Genomic DNA, 17,389 nt, shown 5'->3' on the forward strand with positions numbered 1-17,389 from the left:
GTCAGGATTCGGTGTGTGCTTCGGTTCGCGCTCCGGCGTGAATCGAGGCATCGCCCTCGTTCCACAGCACCTCCTGGCGGATGGCGTGAATCACCCACCCCCCGGGTCCGCGACGCAAACCAAAACGGTACACCGCATGGGTGTTGAACGACCGGTCGTCGTCGCTGCGCCAGATCATCGCCGAGGCGATGCAGGTCGCGGTCTCGTCCCCTACCGTCACCTGATGATTGGCCATCAGGTGATGCGTTCTCAGGTGATTCAGTGCAAGCACGCGTTTGCCAACATAAACCTCGCGGGTCACCACGTCCTTGACGCCCCGCAGGCTGGTGTAGTCGCACTCGATGTCGTTCGCCAACACCGCTTTCAGGCCGTGCCAGTCCTTCAGGTCGAAGGCGTTGGCGAAGGTGTTGACGACATTGACGATGGCTTCCCGTGGCACAGCGATACCCCGCTCTGTGGATTTCATTCATTTTCGGTCGGTCGACCGAATTAAATTAAAACCGCGACACGGTGTCAAGCTTGAAATGGTTCGGGACTGTTAACGTTCTTGATCGAAACAGGCCAGAAACGCCTGACTGGCCTTCGACAGGTAGTGGTTCTTCTTCCAGCCCCAGGCCAGCTCCAGCGGAATGGGCGGGTCGAAGGGGCGGCAGGTAAGGCGGGGTTCGTTCTCGACAATCATGCTCAGGCAGGTGGCGACGCCCATTTCGTTCATCACCAGGTTCTTCAACAGTTCGACCAGATTGGTCTCGAATTGCACATCCAGACTCAGGCCACTGGCGCGCGCCCGCTGCTCGATCGACTCGCGCAGAAAGTAGCCCTTGCGAAACAACACCGTGGGTTGCCGGCAGAAGGTCTCGATGTCGATCGACGTCCGCTCGGCCAGATGGTGATGGGTGGGTATGCAGGCGACCACCTGTTCGGATAATTGCGACGCGTAACGGATCTGGTCGTGCGGCTGTTCCGAGCGCAGCAAGGCCAGGTCCAACTCGCCGTTGATGACCCATTGCTCCAGAGTGTCTGTCCCACCCTCGACAAGGCGTACTCGGATGCCGGGGTAGCGTTTCTTGAACCGGAACAGGTAGCGCGGCAGATAGTAGGTCGACAACATGGCCGAGGCGCCAATGTTCACCTCGCCGGATTCCAGCCCCTGCAGCTCGCCCAGCTCATGCACCGCATCGTCCAGCCCTTCGAGGATATTGCGCACGTGCCTGAGCAATACCCGCCCATCCGACGTCAGCGACATGCGCCGGTCCGCCCGGTTGATCAGCTTCAGGCCGGTTTCCTCTTCCAGCTTCTTGATCGCGATGCTCAGCGCCGGCTGGGCGATGCCGAGCCGGCGGGCCGACTTGGAAAAACTGCCGGTAATGGCGATGTCGTTGAAGTACTTGAGGCGGCTGATGCTTTCCAGACGCATGGCGGTCACCCGGTTTCGAGATGGACTTCGCCCTAGTATAAGTAACGCATATGGAAAATATATAAATAATATAATTTCGATATTAGGTGCACTGCGCTAGATTGAGGGGAACCCAACGAACAACGACGCAACAACAACGAGGACACCCCCATGGCGACCGCCCCCTTCGATTGGAAAGACCCCTTCTCGCTGACCGCTCAACTGACCGACGAAGAGCGCATGATCATGGAGACCGCCCACGATTACTGCCAGGACCGCCTCGGCAGCCGGGTGCAGATGGCCAACCGCAACGAATCGTTCGACCCGGCCATCATGCTGGAACTGGGCGAACTGGGCATGCTCGGCGTCACCCTGCCGGAGGAATACGGCTGTGTCGGTGCCAGCCACGTCGCCTACGGCCTGATCGCCCGTGAAGTCGAACGCATCGATTCCGGCTACCGCTCCGCCATGAGCGTGCAGTCCTCCCTGGTGATGCACCCGATTTACGCCTACGGCACAGAAGAACAGCGGAAAAAATACCTGCCCAAGCTGGCCACCGGCGAGCTGATCGGCTGTTTCGGCCTGACCGAGCCCGACGCCGGTTCCGACCCCGGCAGCATGCGCAGCCGCGCCATCAAGACCGACAACGGCTACATCCTCAACGGCACCAAGATGTGGATCACCAACTCGCCGATCGCCGACATCTGCGTGGTCTGGGCCAAGCTCGACGGCGAGATTCGCGGTTTCATCCTCGAACGCGACATGAAAGGCCTGAGCACACCGAAAATCGAAGGCAAATTCAGCCTGCGCGCCTCCGTCACCGGTGAAATCGTGATGGAAGACGTCTATGTGCCCGAAGCCAACCTGCTGCCCAACGTCAAAGGGCTCAAAGGGCCGTTCGGCTGTCTGAACAAGGCACGTTATGGCATCGCCTGGGGCGCCATGGGCGCGGCCGAGGCCTGCTGGCACGCCGCCCAGAGCTACACTCTGGAGCGCATCCAGTTCAACCGCCCGCTGGCGGCCACCCAATTGGTGCAGAAGAAACTGGCCGACATGCAGACCGAGATCAGCCTGGGTCTGCAGGGCGCCTTGCGCATGGGCCGGCTGATGGACGACGGGGCCTGCCCGGTGGAACTGATTTCCCTGATGAAGCGCAACAACGCTGGCAAGGCGCTGGACATCGCCCGCGTCTCGCGGGACATGCACGGCGGCAACGGCATCAGCGACGAATACGGTGTCATCCGCCACGTCATGAACCTCGAGGCCGTGAACACCTACGAAGGCACCCATGACGTGCACGCCTTGATCCTCGGCCGCGCGCAAACCGGCATTCAGGCGTTCGGCTGATGGACACTCACGCGCAGGCCGGCGCCTTGGCCGGCATCAAGGTGCTGGATCTCTCCCGCATTCTGGCCGGTCCCTGGGCCAGCCAGATGCTGGCCGATTTCGGCGCCGACGTGATCAAGGTGGAACGGCCCGGCAGCGGTGACGACACCCGGGGCTGGGGCCCGCCGTTCTTCGAAAGCGACGACGGCGACGAACGCGTCGCCGCCTACTTCCACAGCTGCAACCGCAACAAACGCTCGATCGCCATCGACTTCACCCACCCGGAGGGCCAGGCGCTGGTCCGTGAACTGGTCAAAGAAGCGGACGTGCTGGTGGAGAACTTCAAGGTCGGCGGGCTGGCCAAATACGGGCTCGACTACGACAGCCTGAAGGCCATCAACCCGGCGCTGGTGTACTGCTCGATCACCGGCTTCGGCCAGACCGGCCCCTACCGCCAACGCGCCGGCTACGATTTTCTGATTCAGGCCATGGGCGGGCTGATGAGCGTCACCGGCGAACCGGACGGCCAGCCGATGAAGGTCGGCGTCGCGCTGACCGATGTGCTCACCGGCCTCTACGCCGCCAACGCCATCCAGGCCGCGTTGCTGTACCGGTACCGGACCGGACGCGGGCAATACATCGACATGGCGTTGCTCGATGTACAGGTCGCGGCCATGGCCAACCAGGCGATGAACTACCTCGCCACGGAGCAGGCCCCCGGCCGGCTCGGCAACGCCCACCCGAACATCGTGCCCTATCAGGCGTTCGCCACCTCCGACGGTCACATCATCCTCGCTGTCGGCAACGACGGGCAGTTCCAGCGGTTCTGTGAGGTCGCGGGCGTGCCGGAGCTGGCCAGGGACGAGCGCTTCGCCACCAACCGGGGCCGGGTCGCCCACCGCGACGAACTGGTGCCGATGCTGGCCGATGTCATCCGCGTACACAGCCGCGACTGGTGGCTGACTGAACTGGAACGGGTCTCGGTACCCTGCGGCCCGATCAACACCCTGAAAGAAACCTTCGAGGACGAACACGTCCAGGCGCGGGAAATGCGCCGAACCCTGCCCCACCCGACCCTGGGCGAAGTACCCTCGGTCGCCAACCCGATCCGGTTCAGCGAGTCCGAGGTGCAGTATCGCAGCGCGCCGCCGTCCCTGGGATCGGACACCGAGGCGGTGTTACAGGCACTGGGGCATGATGTAGACGATATCGCCCGAATGAGGATGCAAGGCATAATCGGTTAATTAGGCGCTCGAACACCGTAAGCTCAAACTCACCCACATACACAGCGTTCTTCAACAGCAGCGCAACTTACCAGAGGTTGATCGGGTCGACATCAGGGACTTGCAGGTTTATAATTTTCACACTATTTTAATTTTTATAAACCAAATTGACGCCGGAAACCCACTGAACAATGGATATTTTTGCAGAACGTCTCATTCGGGCTCGCAAGGCGGCCGGCCTTTCGATGACGACGCTCGCCGCACAGATTGGCGTTTCCGCCAACGCCATCAAGAAATACGAGCACGGGCAAACCATGCCCACATCGACCAATCTCCTGAAACTGGCCAAAGCTCTGGGAGTTCGTACCGAATACTTCTTCCGACCGGTCAAAGTCACTCTTCAAGGCGTTGAATACCGCAAGCGGGCGTCTACACCTCAAAAATTGTTGGACCAAATCAATGGCGATGTATTGGAGCAAGCTGAACGCTGGACTGAACTCCTGGATCTGTACCCGGACTCCGTCAAGCCTGTGCCCGCTTTCGAGTTACCATCCGATCTACCGGAGAAGGTCACGAATTATGATGCCATCGAAGCCATAGCGATTCAGGTACGCCAGGCTTGGGCCTTAGGCCTGAATCCTATTCCAGAAATGATCGATACACTGGAATCCAAGGGCATCATGATCATCACAACGGATGTGGAATCCAAGAAGAAATTTGACGGGCTCGCCGGTTCAATCGGAGACACACCCGTCGTCGTCATTTCTTCGTATCAACCGGGTGATCGGCAGCGTTTTACCCTGGCTCACGAACTGGGTCACTTGGTGTTGCATGGTCGCCTTGGTCCAGAACTTGACGAAGAAAAAGCATGCAATCACTTTGCTGGAGCTTTTTTGCTTCCCAAGCCTGCACTGCAACAGCAGATTGGCACGCACCGACGCGCACTCGAACCGCGAGAACTGTTTATCCTGAAGCACGAATTCGGTATCAGCATGATGGCGATACTGGTCCGAGTCGGGCAGTGCGAGGTGATTACTCAAAGCCTGCAAAAGCGTTACTACATGACCTTTAGCAAACAGGGCTGGCGAACTGAGGAGCCGGGAAAGGCATATCCTCAGGAAGAAACGCTACTTTTCGAACAACTTATATACCGGGCCCTGGGAGAGGGCTACATCGGTGAGTCCAAGGCTGCCGAACTCATGGGTATCTCTCTCTCCAGTTTTCATAAAGAACGGAAACTGGGGGTTACCCATGCAGCTGCTCATCAGTGATGCCAACATCCTGATCGATCTCGAAGAAGGGCAGTTGATTGAAAGGATGTTCGACCTGCCTTATAGATTCAGTATTCCCGACATTCTCTTCATCGAAGAACTAGAGGAAGAGCACCAACACCTTTTGGAGCTTGGTCTGACTCTGCGCGAGTTAAACAGCAAAACAATGACGTACGCAATGAACCTCATACCCAGGTACAAACGAGCCAGTCGTAATGATTGCTTCGCATTAGCGCTGGCCGCGCAGGAGGAGTGCCCCCTACTCACGGGTGATATGGCTTTGAGAAAGGCAGCTGAATCAGAATCGGTTATGGTTCATGGAACTCTTTGGTTGGTTGAGACAATGGTCAAGCGCCGACTGATCTCAGTGAAAGAAGCGCGCGCAGCATTCCAGCGCATGGAAGCCGCCGGCAGGCGGCTTCCATGGCCTTTAGCGGAAGCTATCCTTCAAGATCTGGAAAGTGACTCTTAAACTGAACTAGCCCAACGGCAACCCACCCGCGAGCACATTCTAACTCTTCAACTGACGACGCAGGTCGCGCAGTTTGGTGTCGTTGTCGATGGTGACCAATTCGACATCCACCATATCGGCGTAGATCTCCAACACTTCGGTCGACACCGTCTGGGTGTAGGCGCTGTGGTGCGCGCCACCGACGTTGGAGGCGGATACCGGCGATGTGTTGCGGGAGCTCGGGCATGATGCGGGGGATGTTACCCGACTGATGCAGCGAGGCATCATCGGTTGAGTTGATAATCACTGCGCAAGGTACCGCCCCGGCGCGAACGTTTTAACGAAACACACCTCACTCGGAATCCGGCGGGGCGCTCCCGGACTGCTGCATCGGGTCGCAAAACTGAAACTGGTTGCGACCCTTTTGCTTGGACGCGTACATGGCGGTATCGGCGTTATGGATCAGGGTATCGGGGTCCTGCCCGTCCTCGGGGAAGACGCTGATGCCGATGCTCAGAGACACCTGGACGTCATGCCCATCGAGAACGCGCGGCTGCGCGAAGCGATCGAGAATCTTCCGGGCGATCTGAACGGCATCCGTTCTCGCTTTAATTTCGCTTAACAGGATTAAAAACTCATCACCACCATGCCGGCTCACTGTGTCGGTTGTGCGCAGACAGGCCGTGATTTCCGACGCCGCATCACGCAGCAGTTGATCGCCGACCGCATGGCCATAGGCGTCGTTGATGGGCTTGAAGTGGTCCAGATCCAGAAACATCACGGCCATGTTATTACCGTGTCGGTGGGCCATCCCGATCGCCTGGGTCAGCCGTTCCCGGAGCAGAATTCGATTGGGCAGCCCGGTGAGGATGTCGTGTTGCGACAGGTGGCTCATCTCTTCCATCGCGGCCACGGATTGGCGGGCATCGTGAAACACGATAACCGCACCGGCGACTTTGCCGTAACGATTGTAGATGGGGGCCGCGGAGTCCTCGATCGCCATGTCGGTGCCGTCGCGGCGAACCAGCACACTGCCCAGGGCCAACCCGACGGTGCGCCCCTCGTCGATAGCTCTCTGACCCGGACTGGTCACCCGCTCGCGGGTGCTCCCGTCGAAAATGGAAAAGACCATTTCTACCTGCTGCCCAAGCGCCTGTTCGCTCGGCCAGCCGGTCAGCGTTTCCGCCACTTTATTGAGGTAGATCACCTGGCCCTGCGGGTCGACCACCAGTACAGCGTCGCCTATCGCGTCGAGCGTGATGTGCGCCATATCCTCGAATGAAACGTCATCGAACGTGCCCAGTGGCGGCTTTCCGATACGTCGTCCCTTTCTAACCTTGGGCTCATTATCCGAGCGAGCAACGCTGTTGTCCGGCAAGAAAGATCTTGTCGTTCGCGAACGAGGGGATTTATGCATGGTGCTCATACTGTCAGGCCGGGAGCAAGTGGTCTGTTCGGTATCGCACATAGCCGGGCTGACCAGGACGGGCTCCGTCCGGATGACAGCCCGGTCAGTCACAGCCGGGGGCGGGTCTTGCGGTAGAGAGGGTTCAGCAGCCGATCCGTTTCCTTTTTCACCACGGCATAGCATTCACAGCTCAATTGCTCGAGTCGGGCACGATCCAGCACCCGGATGTGCCCACGGTGATACTCGATGACGCCCAGTCGTTGCAGCTTACCGGCCGCCTCGGTCACGCCTTCGCGGCGAACGCCGAGCATATTGGCAATGAGCTCCTGGGTCATCACCAGTTGATCCGAGGGCAACCGGTCGAGGGAAAGCAGTAACCAGCGGCACAGCTGCTGGTCAATGGAATGATGGCGATTACAGACCGCTGTCTGCGCCATTTGAGTGATCAATGCCTGGGTATAGCGGAGCAACAGGGTCATCAACTCCCCGTGACGGTCGAATTCCTCCACCAGCCGCTGCCCCGACAATCGGTAGGCCATGCCACCACTTTGAACCAGCGCCCGGCTCGATGTGCTCTCCCCGCCCATGAATAGCGATATGCCCACCAGGCCTTCATTGCCGACCACGGAGATCTCAGCGGAAGCGCCATTCTCCATGACATACAACAACGACACGATGCAGTCCGTCGGAAAATAGACATGGCGCATTTTATCCCCGGGCTCATAGAGCACCGTTCCCAACGACAAGGGGACTTCTTCAAGATAGGGCAACAGACGCTCCCGGACGTCGACAGGCAAGGCGGCAAGGAGATGGTTTCGTTCGGCGTGCTTGGCTGGCGGCGTCATCCGGGTACTCCTGACTACTACAAGATGACTGCCAGTGTAGTGCACTTTAAACGCCCTGAGGACGTTATCTCACACCGTTCTTTGGAGGGGAGGACTTGTGGGCTATGAATTTCCCGGGCACACCTAAATACATCCGTGTCGTCCTTTCATGCCTTGTCCACATCCCAACCGTCCGTGTAGGTTCGTCCTCGCTCTACCTGAGCACAGACTGCCCGGGAAATTCATAGCCCACTCTGGTTACTCCTTCTTGTTCAATCCCTCTTCTACTACCCAGTGGAGTAAATTACTGGCCTTGTCATCCGGGGTCTGTACGCTAACGAACAGATTGAAAAAAAGTGTTAGAAATCAGGTGGTGTGTTCGTCCGGAGCCACGGTGTCCGCCGTGAGCATCTCAGGCTCGTCGGCGGACGTCCTGTCCTGCGGTAGATACAGGTTCAGCACTATAGCCGTAAACGCACCCAGGCTAACCGGTGTGCCGAAGATGTTCCGGACGGTTTCAGGCAGGGCCTGGAGCACGTCCGGCGCACCGGCGACACCCATCCCCAAACCGATGGAAGTGGCGATGATCAGGATATTGCGTCGGTTCAACTCGGACTGGGCCAGAATCTTCACACCCGCTGCGGCAACCGTACCGAACATGATCAGAGTGGCGCCGCCGAGCACCGGCTTCGGCATCTGCTGCAGTATGCCACCGATGACCGGAAACAAGCCCAGCAGTACCAGAATCCCGGCGACGTACAACGCGACATGGCGACTGGCCACGCCGGTGAGCTGAATCACACCGTTGTTCTGACTGAAAGTGGTCATCGGCATGCTGTTGAAAGTGGCGGCAATGGCCGAATTCACCCCGTCCGCCATAACGCCGGACTTGATGCGCCTCATATAGACGGGCCCCTTGACCGGTTGCTGGGAGACCATCGAATTGGCCGTCAGATCGCCGGTGGTTTCCAGCGATGTCACCACAAAAATGATGGCGAGCGACAGGAAAGCGGCGATGTCGAACGAAAAACCGAACTTGAACGGTTGTGGCACCGCCACCAAGGGCAGCGAGCCCAGCGTGCTGAAATCCACCTTGCCCATAAACCAGGCCACCACGAACCCGACCGCCAACCCGATGATCACACTGCTCAGGCGCAACAGTGGGTGGCGGAACCGGTTCACCAAAACGATGGTGACCAAAACCAGCCCACCCAACGCCAGGTTCTGCAACGAGCCGAGGTCTTCAGCGCCCTGTCCACCGGCCAGGTCGGTCATGCCGACGGAGACGAGGGAAAGGCCGATGATGGTGATGACGGTGCCGGTAACGACCGGTGTAATCACACGCCCCAGCCTGTGAATAAACTGACTGAGAAACACCTCGACAAAGGCGGCCAGGAAACACACTCCGAAAATGGTGGACAGTATCTCCTCGGGCGTACCGCCGCGATTTTTGACCACGAAACCGATGCTGAGAATGGTACTGAGGAACGCGAAACTGGTGCCCTGAACGCACAATAAACCGGACCCCACCGGGCCTATGCGCCGGGCCTGAATAAAGGTGCCGATGCCGGAGACGATCAGCGCCATGCTCACCAGATATGGCACGTATTCGCCCAACCCCAGCACACCGCCGATGATCAACGTCGGCGTGATAATTCCAATAAAGCTCGCCAAGACATGCTGAACGGCGGCAAAAACCGTCGGCCCCAGGCCCGGCTTGTCCTCCAGGCCGTAGATGAGATCACCGTTACGTTGCGCATCGGGGGCTCGGTCGTCGGTATAGGGTTGCTTGTCTGCCATGGTCTGCTTCTGCTCCTTTTGTCGGTAATCGCCACCATGGGCAGAGTCTAGATGGTTTTATTCATTTCGCGGGCGGGCGCTGCATCCGGACATCACCCGAGTGGCGACGGCGATCCGCGAACCGGGCGCGATGTCGGCCTGGCTGGATACGCTGATACCGGTCCGGGATTAGGACGCTGAGTTCAATATCGGCCCGGGCATTGTTCAGCGGATCAGGGCAGGCATAATCGTCGGCCCAGTCCGAATACGAACCGCCGTCCATGCCCGACCGCCCGAACAGCTCCGCGCTCACCCTGGCCATCGCCGGCTTCTTCTTCATGACCGCCGGTCTCGGCAGCCGTCCCCTGGTTCCGCTGTTTGCCCGCGAGTTGAGCATCGGCCCCGGCGAACTGGGGGTTTTGGTGGCCGCCTATGCGGTCATCCCGCTGTTCATCGCCGTGCGCATCGGCCAGTGGATCGACCGGCACGGTACCCGACGCCTGCTGATCGCCAGCGCCGCCGTCTGTTGCCTGTCCATCGCCATGCTCTTCGTGCTGGACAACCGGTTCGGACTCTACCTGTCTCAGGTGATATCCGGCAGCGCTTTCACCGCCTTCGCCCTCGCCGCCCAGAACAACGCCGGCGCCCGCAATCCGGACCCGGCCATTCGCGAGAAGAACATCGCCGTGTTCAGCATGGGCGTCGCGCTCGGCAGCCTGGTCGGCCCGCTCGCGGCCGGTTTCCTGGCCGACGCGCTCGGCCACGCCCCGGCGTTTCTGATACTTGGCGGGGTCGGCTTGCTGTCCGTCCCGATTCTGATCGCCCGCGTGCCGGAAGTCCGCAACCCCGGTAAAAGAACCCGCTCCACCGACGAATCCCGCAGCCCCCTGCGCGTGCTCAAATACCACCCCTACCTGGGACGCACCTTCCTGATCGGCGCACTCATCCTGTTCGGCAAGGACATCTACATCGCCTACTTCCCGCTCTATGCCGCCGAGATCGGTATCTCCGCCTCGGTCATCGGCGTCATCGTCGGCCTTCACAACGGCGGGGGTGTCGTGTCGCGATTCATGCTGTTGCGACTGGTGAAAGCGGTGGGCCGGTCGCGGTTGATCGTGCTGTCGATTCTGATCAGTGGTGTCGGGTTCCTGTTTATTCCGGTGCTTGGCGGTGTGGTCGGACTGACCACCCTGTCCGTTCTGCTCGGGCTCGGTTTGGGCCTGGGACAACCGCTGTCCATATCCACGGCCATTAACCTGTCGCCGCAGGACAAGGTCGGTGAAGTCCTGGGGTTTCGGTTAACCTGCAACCGCCTGACCCAGGTGTTCGGGCCGCTGGCTTTAGGGTCGCTGGCGGCCGTGGCCGGTGTCAGTGGTGTGTTTTGGGTGGTCGGTTTGGTGTTGGCATTGGGGAGTGTTAAGACTCGGATTCCATTGGATGCATCCAATGATGTAGAGCACTAGTTTTTCCACCGACGATAGATACCGGGGGGGGTGGATGGAATTCGTCCAACAATGAACACGACAACTCAATCAGGAACACTGCCGTATCTCTGAATTGGTCTGAATTTTCATTGAAAAAAAAGCGTTCAAGCCAGGGTTAGGTGTAACATCTGTCCGCTTCTGGTTTTACCGGGTTACTCCACGCTGATAGACTCCAGCTTCCGCAGTAAACAAGACTTGCCCAATGACAAAAGTTCTCGCCCCACTATTGCTGGTCCTGGCCGGCACTGCTTTTGCGAATCAGGAACTCGAGCAAACGACGTCCGCTCATATTGTAAACCTTACTTCTATTGATAAAGAGGTATGGATCAACGGAGAGCAATACTCTATAAGCCCCAGTTCTGGCATCAGTGTCCCCTGCCTTGATGGGGAAGAAGTCGAACTCCAGCAGGACACACAGTTAACTTACATTCCCTGTGGTGAAGTCGTGGAGATGCAGTTGTGAAAAAAACAATCATCAGTCTGTTTGCTCTCTCGGCTCTGACAGCCTGCTCACCGGAAAACCCGGATGGATCGGATGCGACCACATACTCTTCCTGCCGAATCACATCATCGGAAGCAATATTGGCATCAGATCGAGCCAATGACTTGAACCAGTGTTGGGATGGTGTTGATTACGAAGAGAAAAACAAAGCCATGGCCTGGTGTTCACAGAAAGTATCCAATTACATTTCCAGCAACTATGTATTTGGTCACACCGTCAGATACGAAGTTGCTTCGAATAACTGCTAACTGCCAGTTGCAAATGTAACACTACAATTTCTATCTTTACCGGCAGGCATCCTGATTCAGACAGTCAGTATGCCTGTTTTTGTAAGGTTTCTCTGTTCCCGGAAGAAAATAAGGCTCATCCTTCAAGTAAGGAACACCATCAGATCGACAGGGAAACGAATGCCTGATACGTTTATCTGGATTGGTTCGAACCCTTCAGACTGAGAGAATCCAGCCCATGTCTCAATCCCACAACATCGCCCTGCTGATCGACTGCGATAACGTCAGTCATCGTGCGATTGAAGGCGTCCTGCAGGAACTGGCCAAATACGGCAAGGTGAACGTGCGCCACGCCCACGGCAACTGGAACAGCCCCACGATCAAAGGCTGGATTGAAAAGCTGCACCCCAACGCCATTCGCCCGGTTCAGCAGTTCGCGTTCACCAAGGGCAAGAATGCCACCGACGCGTCGATGATCATCGACGCCATGGATCTGCTGTACAGCGGTAACGTCTCCGCCTTTGCCCTGATGACCAGCGACAGCGACTTCACACCCCTGGTACTGCGCCTGCTGGAGAGCGGCCTGACAGTCTACGGCTTCGGCGAACAAAAGACGCCTCAGCCCTTCGTCGATGCCTGCTCGCAGTTCATCTACACCGAAAACCTGGAATACATCGAAGAAGCGGACGAACCGGTTCCGGCCGCGACCGCCACGAAAACAACAAGCCCCCCGAAAAAGGCGACGCCACCGGACAACAAAAAACTGAGTCGTAAGGAACTGCGTGGCAACACCAGCCTGGTGCGGCTGCTGCGCACCGCCGTTGAACAGACATCCGACGACGATGGCTGGGCGCATCTTGGTGCGGTAGGCACCTATATCTCGAACAACAGTTCGTTCTCACCGGTGAACTACGGCTACAAAAAACTCAGCGACCTAATCAAAGCGTCTGAGCTGTTTGAAGTGCGCACCAATAACAAAGTGATACACGTCAAAGACAGTCGATCCCATTGATCGCATTTTATTGAATACGTCAGCTTAGCCCGAGATTTCCAGTTCAGAATTCCGACGCGGCACCACTGTGGAGCCGCGCCAAGTCCGCCTTTACAACGAATCCCCCGCCGACAATCGCACCCGGAACTCGCCATTGGTGACGGACTCTTTCGCGCCATCGATGTCGCTGTGCACGGTGGCGGTGAAAGTGCCGGTGACAACATCGGTCGTCCCGGATGTATCCCGCACCACGTTGCTGAACTGACAGGCGCCGTTTGTGTCTTCCCCGGTGCTGAAGCCTTCCGGGTTGGTAGTGTCCGGGTCGGCGGCGTCCGGTACGATGCCGACATAGGCGGCCGAGCCGTTGCCGCAGCTCTGGCTGGCGGTATCCGGGTCGAACGTCAGCGTCCAGCTGGTGACGCCCTCCGGAGAGGTGTTGTTTTCCTCACCGGCATTGATGGTCAGCGCGCCGCCGAAGCTGAGCACCGAGTTGATGTTGGCCACGGTGTATTGGGTGTTGCCCAGACAGCCGGCGATGCCGAATTCGTCGCTCGCCAGGCCGTTCGATGCACTGCATTCGGCGTTGCCACCGCCATCGTCCGGAGCACTCAGCGGGTCGGTATCGATGCCGTTGTATCCGCTCACGGCGGTTTGCAGAGCGCTGGTGCCGTAGGAGGACGCCCGACTGCTCAAGGCCTGTTGCCACTCGGTGGCCAGGTCGGTGTAGGACGCAGTGGTGTTGCCCAGCGCGTAGTTGCCATCGAGCGTGCCGTCTTCCAGGTCGGACGCCAGATGCGCCATCGAGACCAGCCCCGGGTAGGCAGTGCCGCTGGCCAGGTCCGCCAGGGCGGCGAGGCGCAGTGCGTACTGGTCCGCCGGTGACGCATCCAGCGAGGCCGTGGTGGTGGCGCTGGTGAACGGCGTCGGTGGTGTGAGCAGGCTGTCCAGTTCCGGCGCCAGGCTGGTGCGGATGCGCTCGTTCAGATCCCGCACGTCGGCGGCATCCAACGGGTAGAGGTCGAGTTGTCCGGCCCCCTGAACCGCCAGGGTGGTGAGCGGCGTGATCGCCACGTCGCCACCGGGTTCGGGCGCCAGCGACATCATTACGGTGGTGCGGTCGTTCTGCAGTCGCTCGCTGCCGACGATGTCTTCGGGGAAAAAGACACTGTCCGGGTAGAACACGCTATCCGGATAAAAGACGCTGTCCGGATAGAATACGCTGTCGGGGTAAAACACACTGTCCGGGTAAAAGACGCTGTCGGGATAGGCCTTCGTGGAACTGCCGATGGACTCGTCGTAATAGGCGGCGTCTTCATCGACCACCGCCAGGTAGAGTACCGGCCCGTCGTAACCTTCGATGACCAGTTCCCCGCTTTGGCCCTGTTCATTGGACAAGGCCGCCGCCAGGAAAACGTCCTCTTCGTTGGGGGCCTGTTCACCCGGGCCGACCAGCCGATCCGCTCGCAGGGCGACGATGATGGCGTTGTCCACAGGGCCGAGGCTCGCCATGATTTGGGTGCTGGTCCGGGTCGTGTCCGAGTCGTCCTGATCGGCCGGGTCGCCGGAGCCTCCGCTGTTGCAACCGGCAACCGCCGCCAGCGCGACCGAGAATGACAGGGCGAGATTCAATGAGACAGGGCTCTTCATGGCACTTCCTCTCTGGATGCAGTTCACCCAGAGCCTACAGCAGGCACCCCACCGATTAATTGTAAAAACTGGACGTCTTTCGACCGGCGATTCACAACCGTTTACCGAAGCGTTTACAGCCGCGTCAGAAAGCTCTTCAGAAAGCTGTCCGGGTGATTGAGGAACCCCAGGGGATTGGTGCCGACCAGGCGCTGAAAATCCTTGATGAAGTGCGCCTGATCGTAATACCCGGCCCAGGCGGCCAGTTCCTGCAGCGTGGCCTGGTCGTCGGTGTCTAGCGCGGTGAGCACCTGGCGGATTTGAACCACCTTGGCGTAATGCTTCGGGCCGACGCCGACCACAACGCTGAAGGTGCGATTCAGTTGCCGGTGGCTGACCGCGCACCGCTCGGCGAGTTCGTCGATGGCAATCCGCCCGCTGGCCTGCTCGATCAACTGTACCGCGCGGTCGACCCGGTCCGTCTCAGCCGCGTGTGGAACCTTGCCCATCAGATAGTGTTCCAGCCAATGATGTCGACCGTCCGCGGTGGTTTCTTTCCCGAGTACCGCGGCCAATTCGTTGGCTTCGCGGGCACCCACCAGATCGCCGAAAGCGATCGTCCTGTCGGATAATGCCCGACAATCCACATGAAACAACCGGTGGAAACCGGTGGCCGTGAACTCGACGCCCGCCAGACCCGAATGCCCCTGAATCCGGGTCCAGGGCATCTCTCTTTGGAGCTGTCCGCCGACAAACAGCGGCGCTAACCTGTAAAGCACCTGGTCGCTGAACCGCATGTACTGGGGCGCACCGAAGTTGTAGCTCAGGTAGATCGCACCCGTGGGCGGCACATAGAGACTGTAGGGCGCCGGCGAAGGGTTGTAGGTATGCAAAAAGTGCCGGACATAGGGCTGCAATTCGGAGCGGGGCACCGTAATGTCGTGCTGCAGGTGTTTAGCCGGATCCATCAAGGGCTCCTGGTTCGTCTTACAGCGTCTTCTACACCGGTTTCGCCCGCACTTCCACCCGCCCCGGTGATCACAGAGTGGGGACGCCTTACTCCTTTACGTTCACTTACAAAACGAATACTCCGACCATTGGAGAGACCCGCCTCCCTGATCTACGGTAACGGGCCAACTTCGGTAGGAAGGAGGACGAAGTGATGCCTAAACGCGTTCGAGCTCTCCTGACGCTCTTCGTGCCCGTCTCACTGCTGGCACTGGCCGGTTGCGACGACCCGAACACCACCACCACGGTCACCCGGGCCGAGGTGGAAGCCCGGCATTCGCCCATCATCGCCACGGATTCCGAAACCGTCACCGTCACGGCCGAAACCGATACCGACGCGACGGAATTCTGGACCTTTATTTTCGTCGACGGCACGCTGGAGGAGATCTGCGACAGCCAGACGTCCTGCTCCGTCACCGTCGGACCGCTCAGCAGCACGCCACCGGGCGGTACCGGCACCGGCAGACCGGTGAACTACCACGCCATCGTGCTGCCGATTAAGTACGACGATTGCGATCTCGACCCCTGCAACAACGAAGACCGCAACACCTTCGCCGTCACCGGCAACAACTACCAGTACGACCCGAACTCGGGCAACTACATTCCCGCGCTCGACCAGTCCCCCAGCTCAGACGCGGTGGACGTGGTGTTCCACATGGCCGGGGATTACACCAGCGGCAGCGACCTGACGAAGTCGTTCATCAGCGATGTAGAAGACAAGATTTACGATGAATACGGCGCCCAGTCGATCATCGAAGACCAGATGCAGAACTTCAATTTCTGGGTCTATACCAAAAAAGCCAATGGTGACGACTGCGGCGTGCCGGACTCGAGCGTCAGTTCCAACATGGCCTTCCGCGACGCCGACGCCGTGCTGCATGTGGATACGTTCGGGGATTGCTCGATCGGCAGCCGCTTCTCGGCCGAAGGGCACGACACCAAGGCGTTCCTGCACGAGTCTGGCCACGGCGTGTTCAACATGGCCGACGAATACGACGGCGACACCAGCTATTTCGAACCGGCCAACGAACCGAACATTTTCAAAACCAGTAGCAACTGCACCAGCGAACAGACCAGCGAAGGCCGACCGACCTCCGCTTGCAGCCAGTTCACCTCCCGCCAGGGCGGCTGGTACAAGATCCACACCGGCAGCACCATCATGAGCTGGGGCACCACCGGGCAACCCTGGGGGACCGAAGGTGTGGAACACATGAACTGGTTCTTCAATAACCTGTAAGGCAAGCCGAGTCACAGATGTTAAGAGGTGCTTCGATGCGATTCACACACTCACTGATCACCACCCTGCTCGGGGTAACCGTTCTGGCGACCGGGGCGACCGCCGCCGACAACGAGGTGGTGGTGATCCCGCTGACCTGGGGCGACCAGGTGTATTACCAAACACCCGAAACCGTACCCGAGATCCTGCCCTGCGAGCCCCCCAACCTGCCGGTCGCCGGTGGGGCAGACATGCCCATGGCGCAAGGGTTTTCCAACAACGAGATGGTGTTCAGCCAACAACTGAAAGACCCGCGCCTGATGCTGGTGGAAGACCCGACCGCGGACAACCCGTCCCGTGTCGTCACCGGCATCGACTTCAAACTGTACCTGCCCTGGACGGGCGAATACTCCGAACTGCGGTTCTTCGGCCAGCTCGATCAGCAGGAAGCCGATGTCATCGTGGACTTAACCAACGCCATCAGCGCCTACCGCGAAAATGGCGGCCGCGACGCCGAAGCGACCTGCCAGTACCCGGAAAAACTGCAAGCCGACCGCGATGCGATTAATCTGGATAAGCGCATCTCCGAAGCCCTGCAGCAGGCCGAGAGCGAGTCCGAGGGAAACTAAAACACGAAAGATAACACTGTCGCTCTCC

At 59.0% G+C, this 17,389-nt stretch carries 18 protein-coding genes; 10 read left to right on the forward strand and 8 right to left on the reverse strand.

What is annotated here, in order from left to right; all coding sequences use genetic code 11:
* Nucleotide 1 precedes the first annotated feature (1 nt).
* On the reverse strand, nucleotides 2-466 hold the full coding sequence (locus IE111_RS20075; RefSeq protein WP_189612149.1) for a nuclear transport factor 2 family protein: 465 nt from the start codon (nucleotides 464-466) through the stop codon (nucleotides 2-4).
* A 72-nt stretch (nucleotides 467-538) separates the two neighbouring features.
* Nucleotides 539-1,417, reverse strand: coding sequence for a LysR family transcriptional regulator (locus tag IE111_RS20080; protein ID WP_189612151.1), 879 nt, complete (start codon nucleotides 1,415-1,417; stop codon nucleotides 539-541).
* Nucleotides 1,418-1,567: 150 nt separating this feature from the next.
* Here IE111_RS20080 and IE111_RS20085 point away from each other — a divergent pair, with 150 nt between their 5' ends.
* The 4 genes from IE111_RS20085 (at nucleotide 1,568) to IE111_RS20100 (ending at nucleotide 5,688) form a co-directional block, all read left to right on the forward strand.
* Complete coding sequence (locus tag IE111_RS20085) at nucleotides 1,568-2,743, forward strand: acyl-CoA dehydrogenase (RefSeq protein ID WP_189612153.1); 1,176 nt, start codon at nucleotides 1,568-1,570, stop codon at nucleotides 2,741-2,743.
* Nucleotides 2,743-3,966: a CaiB/BaiF CoA transferase family protein gene (locus tag IE111_RS20090; RefSeq protein WP_189612155.1), complete on the forward strand. Its 1,224-nt coding sequence runs from the start codon at nucleotides 2,743-2,745 to the stop codon at nucleotides 3,964-3,966. Before IE111_RS20085 ends, IE111_RS20090 begins: the two co-directional genes overlap by 1 nt.
* 170 nt (nucleotides 3,967-4,136) lie before the next feature.
* Nucleotides 4,137-5,216: an XRE family transcriptional regulator gene (locus tag IE111_RS20095; RefSeq protein ID WP_229805453.1), complete on the forward strand. Its 1,080-nt coding sequence runs from the start codon at nucleotides 4,137-4,139 to the stop codon at nucleotides 5,214-5,216.
* Entirely contained in the window at nucleotides 5,197-5,688 is a 492-nt protein-coding gene (locus tag IE111_RS20100; RefSeq protein WP_189612157.1) for a PIN domain-containing protein, read from the forward strand. The genes IE111_RS20095 and IE111_RS20100 overlap by 20 nt, the downstream gene beginning before the upstream one ends.
* A 39-nt stretch (nucleotides 5,689-5,727) precedes the next feature.
* On the opposite strand, the gene IE111_RS24565 is transcribed toward IE111_RS20100, so the two are convergent.
* The 4 genes from IE111_RS24565 to IE111_RS20120 form a co-directional block, all read right to left on the reverse strand.
* Nucleotides 5,728-5,955 (reverse strand): hypothetical protein, encoded by a 228-nt coding sequence (locus IE111_RS24565; protein WP_229805454.1) that lies wholly within the window; start codon nucleotides 5,953-5,955, stop codon nucleotides 5,728-5,730.
* A gap of 64 nt (nucleotides 5,956-6,019) precedes the next feature.
* Nucleotides 6,020-6,937 (reverse strand): diguanylate cyclase domain-containing protein, encoded by a 918-nt coding sequence (locus tag IE111_RS20110; protein ID WP_189612168.1) that lies wholly within the window; start codon nucleotides 6,935-6,937, stop codon nucleotides 6,020-6,022.
* A gap of 245 nt (nucleotides 6,938-7,182) precedes the next feature.
* Nucleotides 7,183-7,920: a Crp/Fnr family transcriptional regulator gene (locus tag IE111_RS20115; protein ID WP_189612170.1), complete on the reverse strand. Its 738-nt coding sequence runs from the start codon at nucleotides 7,918-7,920 to the stop codon at nucleotides 7,183-7,185.
* A gap of 345 nt (nucleotides 7,921-8,265) precedes the next feature.
* Complete coding sequence (locus IE111_RS20120) at nucleotides 8,266-9,699, reverse strand: uracil-xanthine permease family protein (protein ID WP_189612172.1); 1,434 nt, start codon at nucleotides 9,697-9,699, stop codon at nucleotides 8,266-8,268.
* A gap of 260 nt (nucleotides 9,700-9,959) precedes the next feature.
* Here IE111_RS20120 and IE111_RS20125 point away from each other — a divergent pair, with 260 nt between their 5' ends.
* From IE111_RS20125 to IE111_RS20140, 4 genes are all read left to right on the forward strand, one after another.
* Nucleotides 9,960-11,141 (forward strand): MFS transporter, encoded by a 1,182-nt coding sequence (locus tag IE111_RS20125; RefSeq protein WP_189612174.1) that lies wholly within the window; start codon nucleotides 9,960-9,962, stop codon nucleotides 11,139-11,141.
* Nucleotides 11,142-11,364: 223 nt separating this feature from the next.
* On the forward strand, nucleotides 11,365-11,625 hold the full coding sequence (locus tag IE111_RS20130) for a hypothetical protein (protein ID WP_189612175.1): 261 nt from the start codon (nucleotides 11,365-11,367) through the stop codon (nucleotides 11,623-11,625).
* Nucleotides 11,622-11,912: a hypothetical protein gene (locus IE111_RS20135; RefSeq protein ID WP_229805455.1), complete on the forward strand. Its 291-nt coding sequence runs from the start codon at nucleotides 11,622-11,624 to the stop codon at nucleotides 11,910-11,912. Before IE111_RS20130 ends, IE111_RS20135 begins: the two co-directional genes overlap by 4 nt.
* Before the next feature lie 217 nt (nucleotides 11,913-12,129).
* Nucleotides 12,130-12,903 (forward strand): NYN domain-containing protein, encoded by a 774-nt coding sequence (locus IE111_RS20140; RefSeq protein ID WP_189612177.1) that lies wholly within the window; start codon nucleotides 12,130-12,132, stop codon nucleotides 12,901-12,903.
* Between the two features lie 90 nt (nucleotides 12,904-12,993).
* Here IE111_RS20140 and IE111_RS20145 read toward each other — a convergent pair whose 3' ends face one another.
* Both IE111_RS20145 and IE111_RS20150 read right to left on the reverse strand, forming a co-directional pair.
* Nucleotides 12,994-14,529, reverse strand: coding sequence for a hypothetical protein (locus tag IE111_RS20145; RefSeq protein WP_189612179.1), 1,536 nt, complete (start codon nucleotides 14,527-14,529; stop codon nucleotides 12,994-12,996).
* Nucleotides 14,530-14,642: 113 nt separating this feature from the next.
* A complete protein-coding gene (locus tag IE111_RS20150) occupies nucleotides 14,643-15,476 on the reverse strand; it encodes a helix-turn-helix domain-containing protein (RefSeq protein WP_189612182.1) in 834 nt (277 codons plus the stop codon).
* Nucleotides 15,477-15,670: 194 nt separating this feature from the next.
* On the opposite strand from IE111_RS20150, the gene IE111_RS20155 reads away from it, so the two are divergent.
* Together IE111_RS20155 and IE111_RS20160 are read left to right on the forward strand one after the other, a co-directional pair.
* Complete coding sequence (locus tag IE111_RS20155; protein ID WP_189612184.1) at nucleotides 15,671-16,753, forward strand: M64 family metallopeptidase; 1,083 nt, start codon at nucleotides 15,671-15,673, stop codon at nucleotides 16,751-16,753.
* A gap of 35 nt (nucleotides 16,754-16,788) precedes the next feature.
* Nucleotides 16,789-17,361, forward strand: a complete 573-nt coding sequence (locus IE111_RS20160; protein WP_189612186.1) for a hypothetical protein — start codon at nucleotides 16,789-16,791, stop codon at nucleotides 17,359-17,361.
* The last annotated feature ends 28 nt before the right edge of the window (nucleotides 17,362-17,389 follow it).

The sequence above is a fragment of the Saccharospirillum salsuginis genome, from assembly GCF_014651855.1.
Lineage (GTDB): Bacteria > Pseudomonadota > Gammaproteobacteria > Pseudomonadales > Natronospirillaceae > Saccharospirillum > Saccharospirillum salsuginis.

What these genes read in the sequence shown, in the direction of transcription:
- IE111_RS20075 (WP_189612149.1), bottom strand. Translation starts at nt 466, where the DNA reads ATGAAATCCACAGAGCGGGGTATCGCTGTGCCACGGGAAGCCATCGTC.
- IE111_RS20120 (WP_189612172.1), bottom strand. Translation starts at nt 9,699, where the DNA reads ATGGCAGACAAGCAACCCTATACCGACGACCGAGCCCCCGATGCGCAA.
- IE111_RS20095 (WP_229805453.1), top strand. Translation starts at nt 4,137, where the DNA reads ATGGATATTTTTGCAGAACGTCTCATTCGGGCTCGCAAGGCGGCCGGC.
- IE111_RS20080 (WP_189612151.1), bottom strand. Translation starts at nt 1,417, where the DNA reads ATGCGTCTGGAAAGCATCAGCCGCCTCAAGTACTTCAACGACATCGCC.
- IE111_RS20100 (WP_189612157.1), top strand. Translation starts at nt 5,197, where the DNA reads ATGCAGCTGCTCATCAGTGATGCCAACATCCTGATCGATCTCGAAGAA.
- IE111_RS20125 (WP_189612174.1), top strand. Translation starts at nt 9,960, where the DNA reads ATGCCCGACCGCCCGAACAGCTCCGCGCTCACCCTGGCCATCGCCGGC.
- IE111_RS20160 (WP_189612186.1), top strand. Translation starts at nt 16,789, where the DNA reads ATGCGATTCACACACTCACTGATCACCACCCTGCTCGGGGTAACCGTT.
- IE111_RS20155 (WP_189612184.1), top strand. Translation starts at nt 15,671, where the DNA reads ATGCCTAAACGCGTTCGAGCTCTCCTGACGCTCTTCGTGCCCGTCTCA.
- IE111_RS20150 (WP_189612182.1), bottom strand. Translation starts at nt 15,476, where the DNA reads ATGGATCCGGCTAAACACCTGCAGCACGACATTACGGTGCCCCGCTCC.
- IE111_RS20090 (WP_189612155.1), top strand. Translation starts at nt 2,743, where the DNA reads ATGGACACTCACGCGCAGGCCGGCGCCTTGGCCGGCATCAAGGTGCTG.
- IE111_RS24565 (WP_229805454.1), bottom strand. Translation starts at nt 5,955, where the DNA reads ATGATGCCTCGCTGCATCAGTCGGGTAACATCCCCCGCATCATGCCCG.
- IE111_RS20145 (WP_189612179.1), bottom strand. Translation starts at nt 14,529, where the DNA reads ATGAAGAGCCCTGTCTCATTGAATCTCGCCCTGTCATTCTCGGTCGCG.
- IE111_RS20140 (WP_189612177.1), top strand. Translation starts at nt 12,130, where the DNA reads ATGTCTCAATCCCACAACATCGCCCTGCTGATCGACTGCGATAACGTC.
- IE111_RS20110 (WP_189612168.1), bottom strand. Translation starts at nt 6,937, where the DNA reads ATGGCGCACATCACGCTCGACGCGATAGGCGACGCTGTACTGGTGGTC.
- IE111_RS20085 (WP_189612153.1), top strand. Translation starts at nt 1,568, where the DNA reads ATGGCGACCGCCCCCTTCGATTGGAAAGACCCCTTCTCGCTGACCGCT.
- IE111_RS20130 (WP_189612175.1), top strand. Translation starts at nt 11,365, where the DNA reads ATGACAAAAGTTCTCGCCCCACTATTGCTGGTCCTGGCCGGCACTGCT.
- IE111_RS20115 (WP_189612170.1), bottom strand. Translation starts at nt 7,920, where the DNA reads ATGACGCCGCCAGCCAAGCACGCCGAACGAAACCATCTCCTTGCCGCC.